The 16,156-nt window shown below is 63.8% G+C and carries 14 protein-coding genes; 7 read left to right on the top strand and 7 right to left on the bottom strand.

Translation table 11 applies throughout. The features are described from left to right. Nucleotides 1-21 precede the first annotated feature (21 nt). The 3 genes from ctaD to MGN01_RS04420 are packed head-to-tail and all read left to right on the top strand — an operon-like array spanning nucleotide 22 to nucleotide 2,680. Entirely contained in the window at nucleotides 22-1,719 is a 1,698-nt protein-coding gene (gene ctaD, locus MGN01_RS04430) for a cytochrome c oxidase subunit I (RefSeq protein WP_147045390.1), read from the top strand. Continuing rightward, nucleotides 1,707-2,381 (top strand): cytochrome c oxidase subunit 3, encoded by a 675-nt coding sequence (locus MGN01_RS04425; RefSeq protein WP_147045389.1) that lies wholly within the window; start codon nucleotides 1,707-1,709, stop codon nucleotides 2,379-2,381. Before ctaD ends, MGN01_RS04425 begins: the two co-directional genes overlap by 13 nt. Further along, nucleotides 2,378-2,680 (top strand): cytochrome C oxidase subunit IV family protein, encoded by a 303-nt coding sequence (locus MGN01_RS04420; protein ID WP_147045388.1) that lies wholly within the window; start codon nucleotides 2,378-2,380, stop codon nucleotides 2,678-2,680. Before MGN01_RS04425 ends, MGN01_RS04420 begins: the two co-directional genes overlap by 4 nt. A 272-nt stretch (nucleotides 2,681-2,952) precedes the next feature. On the opposite strand, the gene MGN01_RS04415 is transcribed toward MGN01_RS04420, so the two are convergent. The 3 genes from MGN01_RS04415 to MGN01_RS04405 all read right to left on the bottom strand — a co-directional run bounded on the left by MGN01_RS04415 (nucleotide 2,953) and on the right by MGN01_RS04405 (nucleotide 4,706). Next, complete coding sequence (locus MGN01_RS04415; RefSeq protein ID WP_147045387.1) at nucleotides 2,953-3,741, bottom strand: DUF2189 domain-containing protein; 789 nt, start codon at nucleotides 3,739-3,741, stop codon at nucleotides 2,953-2,955. A gap of 240 nt (nucleotides 3,742-3,981) precedes the next feature. Beyond that, the gene (locus MGN01_RS04410) at nucleotides 3,982-4,302 is read right to left on the bottom strand and encodes a hypothetical protein (protein WP_147045386.1); all 321 of its coding nucleotides are present in this window, start codon (nucleotides 4,300-4,302) and stop codon (nucleotides 3,982-3,984) included. A 113-nt stretch (nucleotides 4,303-4,415) separates the two neighbouring features. Further along, a complete protein-coding gene (locus MGN01_RS04405; protein WP_147045385.1) occupies nucleotides 4,416-4,706 on the bottom strand; it encodes a hypothetical protein in 291 nt (96 codons plus the stop codon). A gap of 1,201 nt (nucleotides 4,707-5,907) precedes the next feature. On the opposite strand from MGN01_RS04405, the gene MGN01_RS04395 reads away from it, so the two are divergent. Next, entirely contained in the window at nucleotides 5,908-6,357 is a 450-nt protein-coding gene (locus MGN01_RS04395) for a DUF4260 domain-containing protein (RefSeq protein ID WP_238257793.1), read from the top strand. A gap of 114 nt (nucleotides 6,358-6,471) precedes the next feature. On the opposite strand, the gene MGN01_RS04390 is transcribed toward MGN01_RS04395, so the two are convergent. Next, the gene (locus tag MGN01_RS04390) at nucleotides 6,472-6,927 is read right to left on the bottom strand and encodes an Rrf2 family transcriptional regulator (RefSeq protein WP_147045382.1); all 456 of its coding nucleotides are present in this window, start codon (nucleotides 6,925-6,927) and stop codon (nucleotides 6,472-6,474) included. A 93-nt stretch (nucleotides 6,928-7,020) separates the two neighbouring features. Between MGN01_RS04390 and hmpA the strand changes: the two genes are divergently transcribed. From hmpA to MGN01_RS04375, 3 genes are read left to right on the top strand one after another with little or no spacing between them, the layout of a single operon-like run. Next, on the top strand, nucleotides 7,021-8,262 hold the full coding sequence (hmpA, locus tag MGN01_RS04385; protein ID WP_147045381.1) for an NO-inducible flavohemoprotein: 1,242 nt from the start codon (nucleotides 7,021-7,023) through the stop codon (nucleotides 8,260-8,262). A gap of 53 nt (nucleotides 8,263-8,315) precedes the next feature. Beyond that, entirely contained in the window at nucleotides 8,316-8,759 is a 444-nt protein-coding gene (locus MGN01_RS04380; RefSeq protein WP_147045380.1) for a PAS domain-containing protein, read from the top strand. 14 nt (nucleotides 8,760-8,773) lie between these two features. Beyond that, nucleotides 8,774-9,517 carry a GntR family transcriptional regulator gene (locus tag MGN01_RS04375; protein ID WP_147045379.1) on the top strand — a complete coding sequence of 248 codons (744 nt, stop codon included), beginning with the start codon at nucleotides 8,774-8,776 and terminating at the stop codon, nucleotides 9,515-9,517. Nucleotides 9,518-9,671: 154 nt separating this feature from the next. Here the strand turns inward: MGN01_RS04375 and MGN01_RS04370 are convergent, their stop codons facing one another. From MGN01_RS04370 to MGN01_RS04360, 3 genes are all read right to left on the bottom strand, one after another. Next, entirely contained in the window at nucleotides 9,672-10,199 is a 528-nt protein-coding gene (locus MGN01_RS04370) for a CYTH domain-containing protein (RefSeq protein ID WP_147045378.1), read from the bottom strand. 335 nt (nucleotides 10,200-10,534) lie between these two features. Next, complete coding sequence (locus MGN01_RS04365) at nucleotides 10,535-13,063, bottom strand: TonB-dependent receptor (protein ID WP_147045377.1); 2,529 nt, start codon at nucleotides 13,061-13,063, stop codon at nucleotides 10,535-10,537. A gap of 329 nt (nucleotides 13,064-13,392) precedes the next feature. Beyond that, nucleotides 13,393-16,032, bottom strand: a complete 2,640-nt coding sequence (locus MGN01_RS04360) for an EAL domain-containing protein (protein WP_170245833.1) — start codon at nucleotides 16,030-16,032, stop codon at nucleotides 13,393-13,395. Nucleotides 16,033-16,156 lie beyond the last annotated feature (124 nt).

Here is a 16,156-nt window from a genome sequence, read left to right as displayed (position 1 = left end):
ATGTCGGAGGAGAATGCCCCGATGAGCAGCGGCGCGACGGCGGATGCCACCACACTCGCGAACCCGAGAGAGCTGCCGCTGGAGCTGCCGGCCAGCTACCTCGCGGACGGGCGCACACTGCTGTCCTGGCTGGCGACGACCGACCACAAGCGCATCGCGATCCTCTACGCCGTCGTGATCACGTTCTTCTTCTTCGTCGGCGGCATCGCCGCGACGCTCGTGCGGCTGGAGCTGTTCACACCGCAGGCCGACCTCGTCGGGTCGGACACCTACAACAAGCTGTTCTCGCTCCACGGCATCGTCATGGTGTGGTTCTTCCTTATCCCGTCGATTCCGACGACGATGGGCAATTTCCTGCTGCCGCTGATGATCGGTGCGCGCGACCTCGCCTTCCCAAAGCTCAATCTCGTCAGCTGGTACCTCAACCTCGGCGGCGGCCTGCTGACGCTCGCGGCCGTGCTGGCCGGAGGCATCGATACCGGCTGGACCTTCTACGTCCCCTACTCGACCACCTTTTCCAACAGCTTCGTCACGCTCGCCGTTCTCGGCGTGCTCGTCTCTGGCTTCTCGACCATCGCCACCGGCGTGAACTTCATCGCGACGGTGCATTACCTGCGCGCGCCCGGAATGACCTGGTTCCGGCTGCCGCTCTTCGTCTGGGCGATGTATACGACGAGCCTTATCTTCGTGTTGGCGACGCCGGTGCTCGCAGTCACACTGACGCTCGTCGTCGCCGAGCGCAGCTTCGGCCTGCCAATCTTCGATCCGGCCCGCGGCGGCGACCCGATCCTGTTCCAACACCTGTTCTGGTTCTACTCGCACCCGGCCGTCTACATCATGGTTCTACCAGCCATGGGTGTGATCTCGGAGGTGATCACCTGCTACGCGCGGCGGCGCATCTTCGGCTACTCCTTCATGGTCTACGCGCTCGTGGCGATCGCGATGATCGGCTTCTTCACCTGGGGCCATCACATGTTCACCTCGGGGATGTCGCCCTACGCCGCGCTGGTCTTCTCCTTCCTGTCCTTCATCGTGGCCGTGCCCTCGGCCATCAAGGTCTTCAACTGGACCGCCACGCTCTATCGCGGCCAGATCGGCTTCGAGTCGCCGATGCTCTACGCGCTCGGCTTCCTCGGGCTGTTCACGGTCGGCGGCCTAACCGGGCTTTTCCTCGCCTCGGTGCCGATCGACGTGCATGTGCAGGACACCTACTTTGTCGTTGCGCATTTCCACTACATCATGGTCGGCGCCTCGGTCTCGGCCTACTTCGCCGGTCTGCACTTCTGGTGGCCGAAGATCACCGGACGCATGTATCCGGAAGCCTGGGCGCGTTTCGCCGCGATCCTGATGTTCTTCGGCTTCAACCTGACCTTCTTCCCGCAATTCATTGCCGGCTACCTCGGCATGCCGCGGCGCTACCACGTCTACCCGCCGGAGTTTCAGGTCTGGAACGTGCTCTCCTCCGCGGGGGCAGCCGTGCTCGCCGCCGCCTATCTGATGCCGCTGGGTTACCTGACCTGGTCGGTCTTCTTCGGGAGCCGCGCGCCCAACGATCCCTGGAACGCGTCCGGGCTCGAGTGGCGAACCACCTCGCCGCCGCCGCGGCAGAATTTCTTCGGCAATCCGGAGGTGCTGGCACAGCCCTATAACTACCACCCTGAAAGCACCCCACCGATCAAAGATCAGCCGCGTGTCCCCTCTCAGGGATCTCTGACGTGAGTGCCGTCGGGAAGCTGATCCGCGAGCCCTGGGACGAACTCGGGCTCAGCGAGTCCAAAGCGTTCGCGCTCCAGCGCTCCGGCGCGACCTTCGGCATCTGGGTGTTCATCGCCAGCGAGGTGCTGTTCTTCGGCGCGATCTTCCTGCTCTACGCCGCCATGCGGATCGAGCACGCCGACGCCTTCGCCGCGGCCGCCCGCGAGACCAACATCGTCTACGGCACGCTGAACACGGCGATCCTTCTCACCAGCGGCCTCACCGCCTCCGTCGCATCGCGGGCCGCAGAGCACGACGGCCTGCGCCGATTGACGCTGTGGTGCCTCGCAGCGACCGCTGCCCTCGGCCTCGCCTTCCTGGTGGTGAAGGGGCTGGAGTATCGTGAGGATATCGAGAAGCACCTCGTGCCCGGGCCACGGTTCGCGCTCGCACAGGCACCGGCGCAGCTGTTCTTCGGCTTCTACTGGCTCTCCACGGGCGTGCACGCGATCCACCTCTCGATCGGCATCGGCCTGGTCGGACGGCTGATCGGGAAAGGCCTTCGCGATCACGAATGGCTCGTCGGCAACGCGCAGGTCGAAATCGCCCTGCTGTATTGGGGCTTCGTCGACGTGGTCTGGATCTTCCTCTATCCGGCCCTCTATCTCGCCGGACGGGCCGGATGAGCGAGCAACGGCAATCTCCGGCTCGAGCGATCTGGCTGCGGAGCCTCGTCGTCTGGGCGATCTTGATCGCACTTCTGGGCCTGAGCTGGCTCGCTGCCTACGGGCCGTTCGGTGGCTGGACCGTCGCGGTCAATTTCGGGATCGCAGCGGCGCAGGCGACGCTTGTCGCAGTGCTCTTCATGCGCCTCAATGAAGCCAGCGCGCTGGTTCGGCTCGCCGCTGTCTGCGGCCTGTTCTGGGCATCGATCCTGTTCGCCCTCACGCTGAGCGATACCTTCAGCCGTCTCGCGAACGTCTGAACACGTCAGCGTTGGAGAACCTTCCCGGAAACGGAGGGATGGGCCGGGTTCCCAGATCTGCCCCGGACAGGGTTTGGCAGGCCATCACAACCGTCTCGGGTTGTGATGCAGCTCATTCCCATCCTGGCTGATGCCCTCTGCCGAACCCGACGCCTCGTTTCGGCTCTCTTGACCTCTCACCATGACGGGCAACGCGCCGCCGCCGTACCGTCTCGCCACGACGGTAAGCTGTTGCGATCACGTGTGAATTTCAGCCCCGCGGATGGCGGCTCTCAAGTCACCGCGCGTCGGTACAGGTGCCAGGTTGCATGGCCGAGGATCGGCAGGACAACGGCGAGCCCGACGAAGAGCGGCAGCATCCCGATGACGAGCAGCCCCGCTACGATAAAGCCCCAGGCCAACATCGTGTCGGGATTCTTCTGGACGACCGCCATCGAGGTGCGCACCGCGGTGAGTGCATCGACGTGTCGGTCCACGAGCATCGGCAGCGAGATGACACTCACCGCCAATGCGAGCAGCGAGAAGGCGAAACCGGCAAGGTTGCCGACGATGATCATGGTCCAGCCGCGCTCGGTCGTCAGCACTTCCTGCGCGAAGGCGGAGACCGAACTGTGGGCGCGGTCTCCGAAGAGCGCCCAATGCAGCCCCAGCGCGCTGACGAGCCACGCGAGTAAGATCGCGGCCAGGAGAAGTCCAACCGACAGGATCGCGCCGGCCGACGGTGTTTGCAGGGCTCCATAGGCATGCATCCAGGATGGATCGAGGCCCTGTTCGCGACGTCGGCTCATCTCGTAGAGACCGAGCGCGGCGAAGGGGCCGACCAACGCGAAGCCGGAGGCCAGCGGGAACAGCAACGGAATCAGCTCGGCATTGAGGGTCGCGGCACCGATCAGCAGACCGGTGATCGGGTAGATCACGACGACGAAGAGCGCATGGGTCGGCATCGCACGGAAATCGTCGAGGCCGTCCATTAACGCAGCCTTGAGATCGGACAGGGCGAGCCTGCGGATCCTTGGCAGCGGGTGGGCATGGCTCGAGATGAAATCGGTCGCCATCGTCATCGCACATCCTCCGTGAGGGCTGCGCTCGCGACGGCGTCCTCTGGAGATCGCCCGTCAGGAGCGGGTGAGTTCGATCGTCCGAATGGTCGTGATCCTTTTTGGATGTCGCGGCGCGCCAAAGCGCGCCTTGTTGGAAAACAAGGCTGGCAAATTGCGGTTCCAGATAACTGAGACGCAACGCGGCCCATCGGGTCGCCTACACGAGCAGCGTCAGCCGCCGTTCCACTCCCCAATCTCGCGTCAGCGTCGGTTCGTGAGACCAAACAGCATGAAGCCCGCCAGTGCTGCGAGACCGATGCTCAAGCCGCGATTGCGTTCGACAAAGCTCCGTGCGCCGTCGGCAACCTGGCCGACATCCAGGGGCATGGACTGCCGATGCAGGATGGCCTCGGCCCGGCGCCGGTTCTCGTCTCGCGTCCTGATGCTGACCTCGAAATCGTCACGGCGCCGCTCGATATCGATACTGTTGCGGGCGAAACCCGCGCGAGCCAGCCGTTTGCGAGCGGACCGCGCCGCTTCGAGGGTTGGAAACGAGGCTGTGATCGAGTTGGTGTCTGACACGCATCCCTCCGCATCTGGACACACGAAACTTCCTTCCGGCGCTGTTAGTTCGACGGACCATAGAAAAAGCCCGCCGCGGCGAACCGGACGGGCTCATCTGGAGCTTCGAACGCTCAGTTCGAATTGCTGCCACCACCACCGCTTCCTTGCGGCACGGCCCGCTCAGGCTGGTTCGAGTTGCCGGCTGCGGCTGAGTCCGACTGATATGTATCGGCACCGGTGGCACCGCGCGGGATGGTCAGATCGACATCACCACCTGTGTTGTTCTGTCCGGCGATGATGACACCGGTAGACGTCGCATAGCCGGGAACGACGGCCGACTGCCCCGCAGGGATTGCGGTCTGCGCCACGGAAGGTGTGGTCAACGCGAGGGCTGCTGCGATTGCGAAACCGAACTTTGACATTGCTCATCCTGAAAGAGAAGGAGCCGGGAGAACTGTGAGCAGCCGGCAAATTTCCCGCTGGTCAGTTCGGCATGTGTTGCAGCGCACAATGCCCCTCTAGAAAGCGCGAGGTGCCAGGTAAGTCGAGAGACAATCTACGAAGGAACGATGTGCGGGAGCCGACCCTTCGGCTGGAGACTTTGACCCTCCCTCCTGCCAGCTCGGACCCAGGAACAGATGCTGAGGGGCGGGGTTGGCCATGGAGATCGAAAGGGTTTGCCATGTCCACACAGCCGCCGCCGGTCCCGCCTGCCAACCGATCCGATAAGGGCCCTGGAAGTGCCGAGGTTGCCTCGAAGAACACCTCCGAGCCGTCGCCCGTGAATCCCGACAAGACCGGACAACAGGGCAACAGCAAAGTGAACACCACCAACAAAGGGCTTCAGCAGGATCGATGAGTACATCCTCAAAGACCCCAGCAGCCGACCGTCACCATGGCGGGCCCGGTAGCAGCCACCAGCGTCCTGACCTTCCTGATCCGACCAAGGGTCGAGGGCCGAGGGAAGGTGAAACGACAAGCGGCCAGACCTCGAAGATTTCTGGCGGCGGTGGGGAGCGTGATCGCCACCATGCCCACGATGCGGACGGTAACGAGCCCGATCGGTCCCACTGAACCCTAATCCTTCGACGCCACCGTTCCCATCCGTCGGCCGCGTGGCGATCGAAGGCGAGGCGTTTCGCCGGCCATCGGCGATTGCTGACCAGCTTGCACGGGCAGAAGCATTCGCTCGGCCCGAGGGAGCGGTGTCGCCCCGTGACACTCGGGCGGCACGTCCCGCTTATCCCGTTGCCTCGTATCCACTCGCGCCTGAAGCTCGATCTATCGCGGCGCCGGATCCGAGCGTCGTCGGTGACTCCGACGAGCCAGCCCTCGGCGCGCCCGGCGGCATCTGGATTACAGAGGTCGCGCACTTGGCCCACGGCGTGCATCGCGACCACGCCTGCATTTGACCGGATCCTTGCACCTGACCGACCCGCCGATGATGGTTTCCGGCGCGGACCCGGCTCCGTCGCAGTGGGACCGGCCAGCCCAATGGGCGACGATGGAAGCGGTTCTCCCTGGGCTTTCACGGGATGTCATGCTGCTCTGCAACCTCGACACCGTTCACCGAGCCGCCGGACGGCTGAGCCGATCCCGACCTTGCAACGATGGAGAGCCGTTTTGACAAGGAACGTGTTGCGAGCGCGCTCATTTGCTGGCGCGGAAAACGGGATCGTCAGCGGGTGGCCGCAGATCCTTCTACGACTCGAAGGTCTGTCCGTCCTGATCGCCAGTTCGGTGAGCTACGCGTGGTACGGCGGGAGTTGGTGGCTGTTCGCCGCGCTCTTCTTCCTGCCCGACCTGAGCATGGCTGGCTACCTTGCTGGGCGCCGAACGGGAGCGGCGTCGTACAACCTCGTTCACTGGTATGTTCTGCCGCTCGCCTGCATCACCTGGGCGGTTCTGGCGCAGTCGACCTCGTTCCTGAATGTCGGCCTCATCTGGGCAGCCCATATCGGCTTCGACCGTGGCCTGGGATACGGCCTCAAATACCCCGAGGGTTTCGGCGTCAGCCATTTGGGGCTGATGGGGAAAGCCAAACGGTCGGCGAAGCGCGCACATCGACTGTGAACCCGGTGCATCGCCGGTGGCAGGCTCGTACTCACCGCGAGCGAAGAACCTTCCTCCATCCTGGGACACGCCTGTCTCGATCAAGCGGAGAGGAATTCGCTCGGATAGGCCAAGCTAGATCCGCACCTCAGCCGTAGGAGGAAGACTCAGCAGTCTTGCAATCTCCGCCCCGGCACCTTCGCCGAGCAGATCAGCAAGGGTGTAGCCGTCGAGCACGGACAGGAAGGCCGCCAAGGCTTCACCCAGAGCCTTCCGTAGACGACATGGCGCCGTGATGGCGCAGGCTCCGGAGGCGAAGCACTCCACCAGGGCGAGATCATCCTCGGTTTGACGGACGACGGCGCCGATCACGATGTCCTCGGCCGGCTTTCCAAGGCGCAAACCGCCACCCCGTCCTCGCGTCGTCCGGATGAGCCCGAGCTTTCCGAGCTGGTGGACGACCTTCGTCAGGTGGTTTTCGGAGATGCCATAGGCTTGCGCGACCTCGGCGATCGAACTCGACCGCGGCTCGTTCAGGCCCAAATAAATCAATGTTCTCAAGGCGTAGTCGGTGTAGCGGGTCAGGCGCATCAAACTTCCTTCGCTATAAGGTATATTTCGTTTGCACCTTTTCAGCCAGCTCAATAGAAGATGCATTATCGATGCATCTTTTAAGGCCCGTTGATGCCCGCTCCGCTCGCTCCTGCCACCATCACCCTCATCAAGGCGACTGTTCCGGCGCTCGAGGCGCATGGGTTGGACATCACGCAGCGCATGTACGAGCGGCTGTTTCAGAACGCCGAGATACGGGACCTCTTCAATCAGTCCCACCATGGCGAGACGGGCTCGCAGCCCAAGGCACTGGCCCAGGCTGTGCTGGCTTATGCCCGCAACATTGACAATTTGGGCGCGCTCGCTGGCGCGGTGGAGCGCATCGCGCAGAAGCATGTCGCTCTGAACATTCTGCCCGAGCACTACCCGCATGTGGCTGAAGCGCTGCTCGGCGCCATCGGCGATATCCTCGGCGAGGCTGCGACGCCGGAGATCTGCGCGGCTTGGGGAGAGGCTTACTGGTTCCTGGCAGAACTTCTGATCGGGCGTGAGGCGACGATCTATCGGGAGCTTGCCGCAAAGCCAGGTGGTTGGAATGGCTGGCGCGACTTCGCCATCGAGAGCATCACACAGGAGAGCGAGACGATCCGCTCCTTCGCCCTCGTTCCCGTCGATGGGCAGCCGGTTCTACGCCATGAGCCGGGGCAGTACCTCGGATTCCTGTTCGATCTGCCAGGACGAGGGGTTCTCAAGCGCAACTATTCGATCTCGTGCGCGCCCAACGATTTCGGATATCGCATCACCGTCAAACGCGAGGGCCGGGCAGACGAGCCGGCGGGGATCGTCTCGAACTGGCTCCACGATCACGCCGCCATCGGAACGGTTCTGCGCGTGGCGCCCCCGGCGGGAGACTTCTTCCTCGATCCGAAGTCGAACGGGCCCGTCGTGCTCGTCAGCGGCGGTGTCGGCCTTACGCCGATGATGAGCATGCTGGAAGCGATCGTCCGAGAGCAGCCTGATCGACCAACCTGGTTCGTTCACGGTGCCCTGAACGGACGTGTTCATGCGATGCGCGGTCGTGTCAGAGCTCTCGTCGGCAGCAACGAGAACATCCGCATCCGCACGTTCTATGCCGAGCCGGAAGCGCAGGATCGGCCCGGCATCCACTTCGACGAAGCAGGCCTCATCACCGCAGAATGGTTGGTGGAACAGACGCCCCAGGACGCCGCGACCTACTACCTGTGCGGGCCCAAGCCGTTCCTCGGGGCCCTGGTGAACGGCCTCCTGCGTCAAGGCATTCCCGCCGAGCGCATCAAGTTCGAATTCTTCGGACCAGCGGACGAGTTGATCGAGGAGACGCGGCAGGCCGCCTGATCTGAAAGCGCCGCTCGGTTGAAGAGCGGCGCCTCGTCTCGAGGAGCTTCTGAATGGACCAAGCACGTCTCGTTGCCGATGCGATCGTCGCCGCCGCCGCGGATGCCGTGGTGGCCTCCGACAGCGAGGGCATCATCCGCATCTGGAACCCGGGGGCCGAGCGCATTTTCGGCTACTCGCAGAATGAGGCCATCGGCCAGTCACTCGACATCATCACGCCGGAGCGCCTGCGCAAGCGCCATTGGGACGGCTATCACAAGACGATGGCGACGGGGCAAAGCCGCTACGGTGAAGGCGCCCTGCTCTCGGTCCCGGGGATCCGTAAGGACGGACGGCAGATCTCGCTCGAGTTCACGATCGTTCCCCTCAAGGATGACCAGGGGAAGATGACCGGCATGGTCGCGGTGATGCGCGACGTCACGGTGCGGTTCGCTGAGCTGAAAGCGCTTCGAGAACGGCTCGCGCAGGCCGAAGCATCACAGTCGGGGCAATCCTAGCTCGGAGATGTGGAATGACCGGGCGGGCGACGCACCATCTTGAGACAGCTCCCGGTCTGGGGGCGCCACGAGGCGGCCCAGCCGGACTGGCTCCGATCGCGGTGGAGCCGAGCCTCCGCTCGTTGGCCTACAAGGCTCTGAAGAGCGCGATCACCGATCTGGATATCTACGACCGTCCTGACGAGATTCGGCTGGACGAGAGACAGCTCTCCAAGCGCTTGGGCGTCAGCCGCACGCCGGTCCGTGAAGCTCTGACCATTCTGGAGCACCAGGGATTCGTGCGCGCCGAGCGGCGACGCGGCATCTTCGTGGTGCGGAAGCCCAAGAGCGAGATCAACGACATGATCCACGCCTGCGCCGCTCTCGAGGCGATGGCGGTCCGGTTGACCTGCGAAAAGGCGACGGACGAGCAGCTCGCAGCCCTACGAGGCGAGTTCAGCGCGTTCTACGAGTGCGATCGTCCAGCCAGCTTCGAGATCTACTTCGAGGCTCGTTGGCGGTTCTGCCGCCATGTCGCGACCCTCGCCCAGAGCGGCGAGATCCTGGCGATGCTCGACCACCTGCTCCTTCATCTTCGCGGCATCCACGATGTGTTCTTCCGCCGGGAGATGACACCGCAGTATCTCCGAGATGCCTACGTCGCGATCATCGCAGCACTCGAGGCTCGAGACGCCGATCGTGCCGGCCAGCTGGTCCTTGAACGAGGCTTCAGACTGGCTCGCGACATCGATGCGTCCGTCACGTGCTTCGGTTCGTAACCGACGAAAGGCTAGGTCGACGCCAGATCGACTGAAGTATCGCGGCCGGACCACGCCGTTGGCTGTCGTCCAGCACACAGAGCGATGGAGAACAGTGCATGAGGCTCCGGTCGGTTGATCGTTTCGACCGATCCAGTTCAGACCGAGCCGAAAGCTACCCCGGTTCGCCTACGGCCCGACGCAGCGCTCCGAGGCCGAACCTCGGTTCGAGCAGGTCGAGCACGGCGTCGAGCGCGGCATTGTTCAGCGTCAGTTCGCCACCGGCCGGCACACCGCCAATTGCCACGGCAGCAGGCTCGAAACCCGCTTCACCGGTGACCTCGCGCCCGAACCAGACCGGCGGAACGAAAGTCTGCGCGGAATCGCTGTCGGCGAAGATCAAAGATGCGGTGTCGAGGCCGGGCGGTGTGACGAAGCGATCGATCGCCACGTCGCGTCCCCCCAACGGCACCACCGTCCTCTCGAACGTGATCTTGCCCGCGCAGACGTCCAGCAGCGCGTTGCCGTGCGTCGGGGGAACCGCGGTCAGCTCTTCATCGCTGTGGCCGTCCACGCCTCTCACGACGAGGAACAGATGGCACTCCGGACCGGCCACACGAACGAAGGATATCCGTTCGCCTTTCGGCGTGAAGTAGCCCTCGACGATTCTCGAAGCGCCTCGCTCCTTGCGGATCAACCGCACCAGGGAATTCGCGACTAGGATCGACGGACGACGCTCATGCGGTTCAACCTGCCTGGGTTCGGGCCGGCACGAAGCCAACACTACGCGGCCGATGGCAACCCTGACGGTCGCGATGGCCTGTCGAGGGCGGTCCCAAAGCACGACGGCGTTCGGTTTCGGACCATTGAGCGGCTGGCACCGGCCGGATGCGGAATGGCTGCTCAAACATCGGGAAACAAAAAGCGGACGTGCTTAGCGGCACCGTCTGAGGTCTTCGCCTTCAGCGCCGCCCTGAGGCATCAGGATCCTGATCGGGTTCGCCCACACCGCCAAGCATCCCGCGAGACAGGTTCGCATTAGTATTTGCGGATGATGGGCTCCTGCATCGGCGCAGGCTCGTCTCCGAAGGTGTAGCGGACGCCACCGTAGATGGAGAGGGGTTGGGCGAATGTCGTCGAGCGCGGGTCGTTGATGACGTAGTTCCCAGCCACGGCGCCGGTCTCTGCGAACGTGCCGAAGGTGGCGTAGCGGTTGTTCGTCAGGTTGGTCACGAGACCGAACAGCTGCAGGTTCTTGTTGACCTGATAGCTCGTGTTGAGACCGAGCACGAAGTAGGCTGGCAGCTTGCGATTGATGTTCGACTCATCGCCACGGAAGTAGGCCGAGGAGAAGGCCTGCAGGTTCATCCCGACACGCCAGCCCGGCAGTACCTGATAGTCGAAGCCGACCTTGAACTGGTGGTTCGGGATCAGCGGAACCTGCTTGCCGGGCGTGACGAAGATCGCTCCGTCATCGGATAGCGGATTGTTCGGCGAGGAGAGTTCCCCGCTGAACTGGAAGGTCGGGTTGATCAAGGCGTAGTTCGCGTAGATCGAGAGGTCGCCGCGGGCATACTCGCCCGACACCTCGATGCCCTCGCGCCGGGTCGCCGGCACATTGACGTAGTAGCCGCGCGCCGCGTTGCCGGGGACAGCGAGCTGCAGGATGTCGTTGGCCAGGTCGTTGCGGAAGGCGCCGACCTTATAGGACAGCGCGCCTCCATCGTAAAAGTTCGGGATCGTGCCGCGGATGCCCACCTCGTAGTTCTGAGAGGTCACCTGTTGCAGGGGCGGGTCGGCGACCAGCGAGTTCGGCAGGAGGCAAGGCCGGAGGGGATTGGCGCAAGCCAGTTCGAGCGGGGTCGGCGCGCGGTTCGACTCCGAGTAGCTGCCGTAGAGCGAGAGACCCGGAAGGAAGCGGTAGGTCAGACCGGCAACGGGGTTGATCTTCGTGAAGTAGTGAACGCCGTTCACGTCGGGCGAGAAGCCGGTGAGATCCCGTGTCGTGATGCGCGCGAAATTCAGGCGTGCGCCTGCCGTCAGCGAGAGCTGGTCGGTCAGGTCGAACGTGTCAGTGGCGTAGAGCCCCATGTAGAGGTTCGAACCAACGACCGCGCTCGGCGCGTAGCCGACGGCGCCGTCGGTGCGCAGGAACGGCGTGCCGAGCCCGGCCACGAAACCGTAAAAGGGATTGTTGGGGTCCGTCCCGACAGAGAGGTCGTTCGGGTTGATCACGCCGAGCGTGCTGGACGACTTGAACGAGTAGTCGGCGACGTCGATGCTGCCGCCGATGACGAAGGAATTGCCGAACCCGAACACGCGGTCGCGATTGGCCGCCTGCAGCGAGCCACCGTAGCCGGTGGCCTCGGTCTTGGTGGTATCGAGGGTGGCGTAGGGTACCCCGGCGGTGAAGGGGATCAGCTGCCCGTTGGCCCCGCGCAAGCGAAGCTGGTCACGCGTGAAGCCCGGGAAATCGTCATCGTCGAGGCGGATCGCGTTGGGCGTTGAGCATCGGTTGCCGCAGCGCTCGAACTCGGCGTCGTTCCCGTCGATGTACTGGTTGCTGTAGCGCCGGAAATAGGCGTTGCCGGACAAATCCCAGGTCGGCGAGATATCGACGCGGCCCGTGACCTGCAGCGTGCCAACCTGCTGGGTCGTCGTCTGCGGATTGGTGAAGATCGCGCGCGGATCGACGCGTGTGAAGTCGACCGGCGTGGCAGAGGCCGCACCGAAGAACGTTCGCGCGAACTGGCCGATGACGTGGAACTCGGAATCCTGGCTGCGGTAGCCGAGATCCGTGTAGATGCGTCCGATCGTGCTCGGGCTGTCGTAGCGCCAGCCGCGGTCGTTCAAGCCGTCGCCGTTGAAGTAGAACGACCAGTCGCCGACCTGCTTGCCGTATTGCAGGCCGCCCGCGATCCGGCCGTCGGAGCCGCCGAGGGCGGTGATCTCCGTGCCCTGCCAGGTAAAGCCGTTCTTCATCTGGATGTTGACGGCACCACCCAACGCGTTGAGGCCGAAGATCGGGTTCGACGACACGATGTCGATACGCTGGATCGCCGAGGGTGGAATCAGGTCGAAGTTGACCACGTCACCGAAGGCTTCGTTAATGCGCACGCCGTTCTGGTAGACCGCGAGCCCCTGCGGCACGCCCTGGACCGGAGAGGCCTGGAAACCGCGATAGTTCACGTCGACGCGGTTGTTGTTGCCCTGGGCGTCGGACAGGTTGAGCCCCGGCGTGACGCGGGCAAGCGTCGCCACGGCGTTGAAGGTGCCGGTATCTTGCTCGATGGCCGAGGCCGTCACGCTCTCGACGGTGCTCGGGATCTTGTAGAGCGGCTGGGCACCACCGCGCAGGCGGGTATCGGCCGGCAGCGCAGGCGGCACGGTCTGTTCGGCGCCAGCCTGGGGTGCCGCGACGACCCCGCCCCGGCCGATGCCGGAACTCGCCCCGACGGGGGTGGTCGCGACAACGCTGATCTCGTCGAGCGTCTCGCTCTGCTGCGCCTGCGCGATCATCGGCAGCAGGGCCGCAGAGGCAACGAGGCTGTACCGCAGCGTCCGCATGATCTTTCCCCCAGGGGCCCGGCGCCGCTGTTATGTCGTTCTGCGGCGGCCGATACCGCATTCATGCGTGCAGGCCCCGGAACCGGCAATATGGCTCAGCTTGGTTATTCGATGCCGGGCGGCCTGCCACTTTGGAATGCCAAAGGCCGTGTTGCATGCGCAACAATTTGATGGCGTATCAGCAACTTACAGCGGGATAATCCGGCAATATCAACCGGGATCATCCAGCAAACTCGGGTTTGCGCCTGTGCGGCAACCGAGCCAGCGATCGCCCCAATGATCCGAGCAGCGGGCGTCTCTCCGTGCTTAAGGAATGGCGCCCGCGCTGCTTAGGCGGCGTGCTCGGTCCCGGACGCCAAGAATGTGGCCTCAAACGTCTCAGACGGGATCGGCCGGCCGAAGAAGTATCCCTGGCCCTCATCACAGCCGAGGTCCCGCAGGAAGTGCCAGGCCGCTTCGTCCTCGATACCTTCCGCGATGACCGACAATCCGAGCGCATGTCCCAGATCGATCGTCGTCCTGACGATCGCGGCATCGTCGGAGCCGGGCGAGAGATTTCGGACGAATGTCTGATCGATCTTGATCGTATCGAGAGGAAACTTCTTCAAATACGTCAAGCTGCCGTAACCGGTGCCGAAATCATCGAATGCGAGCTTGATCGACCGCGATCTCAATTCGGACAATGTCAGAGTTGGATTGTTTGCATTATCGAGAATGATGTCTTCGGTCACCTCAAGTTCGATGAGATGGGGCGGCACCTCATGACGCGCGAGCAGCCGGTCGACTTGAGAGACCAAATCGCCGGTTCCGAACTGACACTGCGAGAGGTTGATGCCGACGCGGATGGGATGGCCAGCGCGAAACCATTTCGCGGTCTGCAGAAAGGCTGTTTCCATCACCCAGGCCGAAACTTCTTCTGCGAGGGAGGTCGTGTTGACCACCGGCATGAATTCACCGGGTGAGACGTAGCCGCGCTCCGGGTGACGCCAGCGGATCAGCGCCTCCGCTCCGATGACGCGGGCGGACCGCAGGTCGATCTGGGGCTGGTAGAACAGCTCGAACTCGCCGCGCCTGAGCGCTTGGCGCAGCTCGATTTCAAGCGCCTCTCGCACCTCGATCGCCTGGCGCATCGGAAGCGTGAACGGCACAGGTTCGGTCTTCGATGCTGCACGGGCCGCCGTCAGCGCGAACTGCGCATTTCCGAGCCATTCGTCGCTGTCTCTCGCGGTTGCGCACTCCGCGGCCCCGATGCTCACCGAGATACGGTAATGGCCCTTGTCGGTCGCCACTGCCGCTTTCTTGAAGTCCTCGATGATCCGGGCACCGATGAGGTCGGCTCTCTCCGGCGCAACGATGATCGCGAACTCGCCGTCCGAGAGCCGCGCCGTGAAGTCGGCAGGACCGACGAGTGCGGTCAACCGGCGTCCGATGGCGACGATGAGCGCGTCGGCGAAGGAGGCGCCCCGAAGATGATTGATCTGGCCAAACTGGTTGACGCCCACCAGCACGAGGGTCGCCGGCTCCGCCATCGCCTCCGCGAGCCTCGAGAGAAGGGTGTTGCGGTTCGGCAGGCCGGTGAGCACGTCGCATTCCGCCAGGAAGCGGATGCGCTCACGCTGCTGCTTGCGAAGCGAGATGTCGCGCAGGATGGCCCCGTACTGGATACCTCCGGGCGTGTCCCACGCCGACAGCGAGCATTCGAGATCGAAGACATCGCCCGATTGGCGGCGACCTTTCAGCTCGACGACGTAGCCCTTCCCTTGACGGAGATCGTCGAGTGGGATCGCCATGAGGTCGAAGCGATCGGCAGGGCTCGTCGGCTGCAGTAGGAGGTCGAAGCGGCGTCCTATCCCGTCCTTCTCGGCGTAGCCGAAGATCGACGATGCCGCGGGATTCCAGAAGGTGATCCGTCCCCCGCCGTCGAGACAGACCATGCCGTCACTCAGGGACAGCGTGAGTCTCTGGAAGCGCTTCTCCGCGACGAGCCGGAGGATGCCCCTCAGATCGATCTCGTCGAGCGTGGCCGCGAGCGCGTAGGCGAGGCAAGCACAGAGGACGAGCGACGTATCCAGCGCGATCGGAAATGTCGCTTGAAGGGCGATCGCGCCCGCCTCCGTGGCGAGCCCAAGAACAGCAAGGGCTGCGATCCGACGACTGGCGCGGGATCGCTGCCAGAGTACGGCCATCAGCAGCATCACACCGAGGACCAGGGCAAACGAGACGGCATCCGAGGCGGCCATGAGCGCTCGGTCTTGAAGGACGGACTCCGCGGCCAGGGCGAGGACGAACGATCCGGGAAGGATCACCCCGTTCGGGACATTCAGCCGATCGCCCAACTCGGCAGCCGTGCCGGCAACGATAACCTTCTTGCCCCGCAAAGCCCCCAACGTGGACGGCACGCCTTGCAGGACATCGATGAAAGAAACCCTCGGTACGGTTGAGGGCACGATGCCATAATCGATCCGGTAGGCACGCCCATTCTCGTCCTGGCGGCCCGCCATGAGAGCGCCCATCGACGGGATGAAAGCTCCATCAACGCGATCACCGTACGTGTAGCGGCGCGCAATCCCATCGTGATCGGGGCGGATGTCGACCAGGGCAGGCCAGGAATTCTCCGCAAACTTCGGGAGAGGGCGGTTGATGTGGATCGTCGAGCCCGCTTCCTGGGCTTCGAAATGCTGCCGGAAAGCGGGGAGTATGACGGATCCGCCCGCCTCCTGGAGGGCTGTGCTGAACGCCTCATCATCCTCGGGCGTGGACGGCGCGCTGAAATCGACATCGAAAGCAATGTCGGCCACACCGGCCTGATCGAGCTTGCGCACCAGATCCGCGTGCAGCCTGCGACGCCAGGGCCAATGGCCGATGGCGTCGATCGATTTCGGGTCGATCTCGATCAGAGCGAGCGAACCGGACGCTGGGCGAGTGATCAGCTTGAAGCGTGCGTCGAAGAGGGCTTCGCGAAGCCACACGTGAAGGCTCGAGACGAGAACGAGCGCAACGACGGCCACGACGAGCAGATGTGCTCGGACCTGACGCCTCTCCAGCGTGGAAAGCCTGAGCCCAGCCACAGCCTAGCCCCTTCGGCCGCTATTG

Origin of the sequence: Methylobacterium gnaphalii, assembly GCF_007992215.1 — a bacterium.
In the GTDB taxonomy this organism is placed as follows: domain Bacteria; phylum Pseudomonadota; class Alphaproteobacteria; order Rhizobiales; family Beijerinckiaceae; genus Methylobacterium; species Methylobacterium gnaphalii.
Note: the sequence above shows the minus strand (reverse complement) of the source record. Positions and strands in the feature narration are given on the sequence as shown.

Bases quoted from the DNA above. Each gene is read 5' to 3' on its own strand.
- MGN01_RS04405 (WP_147045385.1), bottom strand. From the start codon at position 4,706: ATGTCAAAGTTCGGTTTCGCAATCGCAGCAGCCCTCGCGTTGACCACA.
- MGN01_RS04390 (WP_147045382.1), bottom strand. From the start codon at position 6,927: ATGCGCCTGACCCGCTACACCGACTACGCCTTGAGAACATTGATTTAT.
- hmpA (WP_147045381.1), top strand. From the start codon at position 7,021: ATGCCCGCTCCGCTCGCTCCTGCCACCATCACCCTCATCAAGGCGACT.
- ctaD (WP_147045390.1), top strand. From the start codon at position 22: ATGAGCAGCGGCGCGACGGCGGATGCCACCACACTCGCGAACCCGAGA.
- MGN01_RS04380 (WP_147045380.1), top strand. From the start codon at position 8,316: ATGGACCAAGCACGTCTCGTTGCCGATGCGATCGTCGCCGCCGCCGCG.
- MGN01_RS04375 (WP_147045379.1), top strand. From the start codon at position 8,774: ATGACCGGGCGGGCGACGCACCATCTTGAGACAGCTCCCGGTCTGGGG.
- MGN01_RS04420 (WP_147045388.1), top strand. From the start codon at position 2,378: ATGAGCGAGCAACGGCAATCTCCGGCTCGAGCGATCTGGCTGCGGAGC.
- MGN01_RS04365 (WP_147045377.1), bottom strand. From the start codon at position 13,063: ATGCGGACGCTGCGGTACAGCCTCGTTGCCTCTGCGGCCCTGCTGCCG.
- MGN01_RS04415 (WP_147045387.1), bottom strand. From the start codon at position 3,741: ATGACGATGGCGACCGATTTCATCTCGAGCCATGCCCACCCGCTGCCA.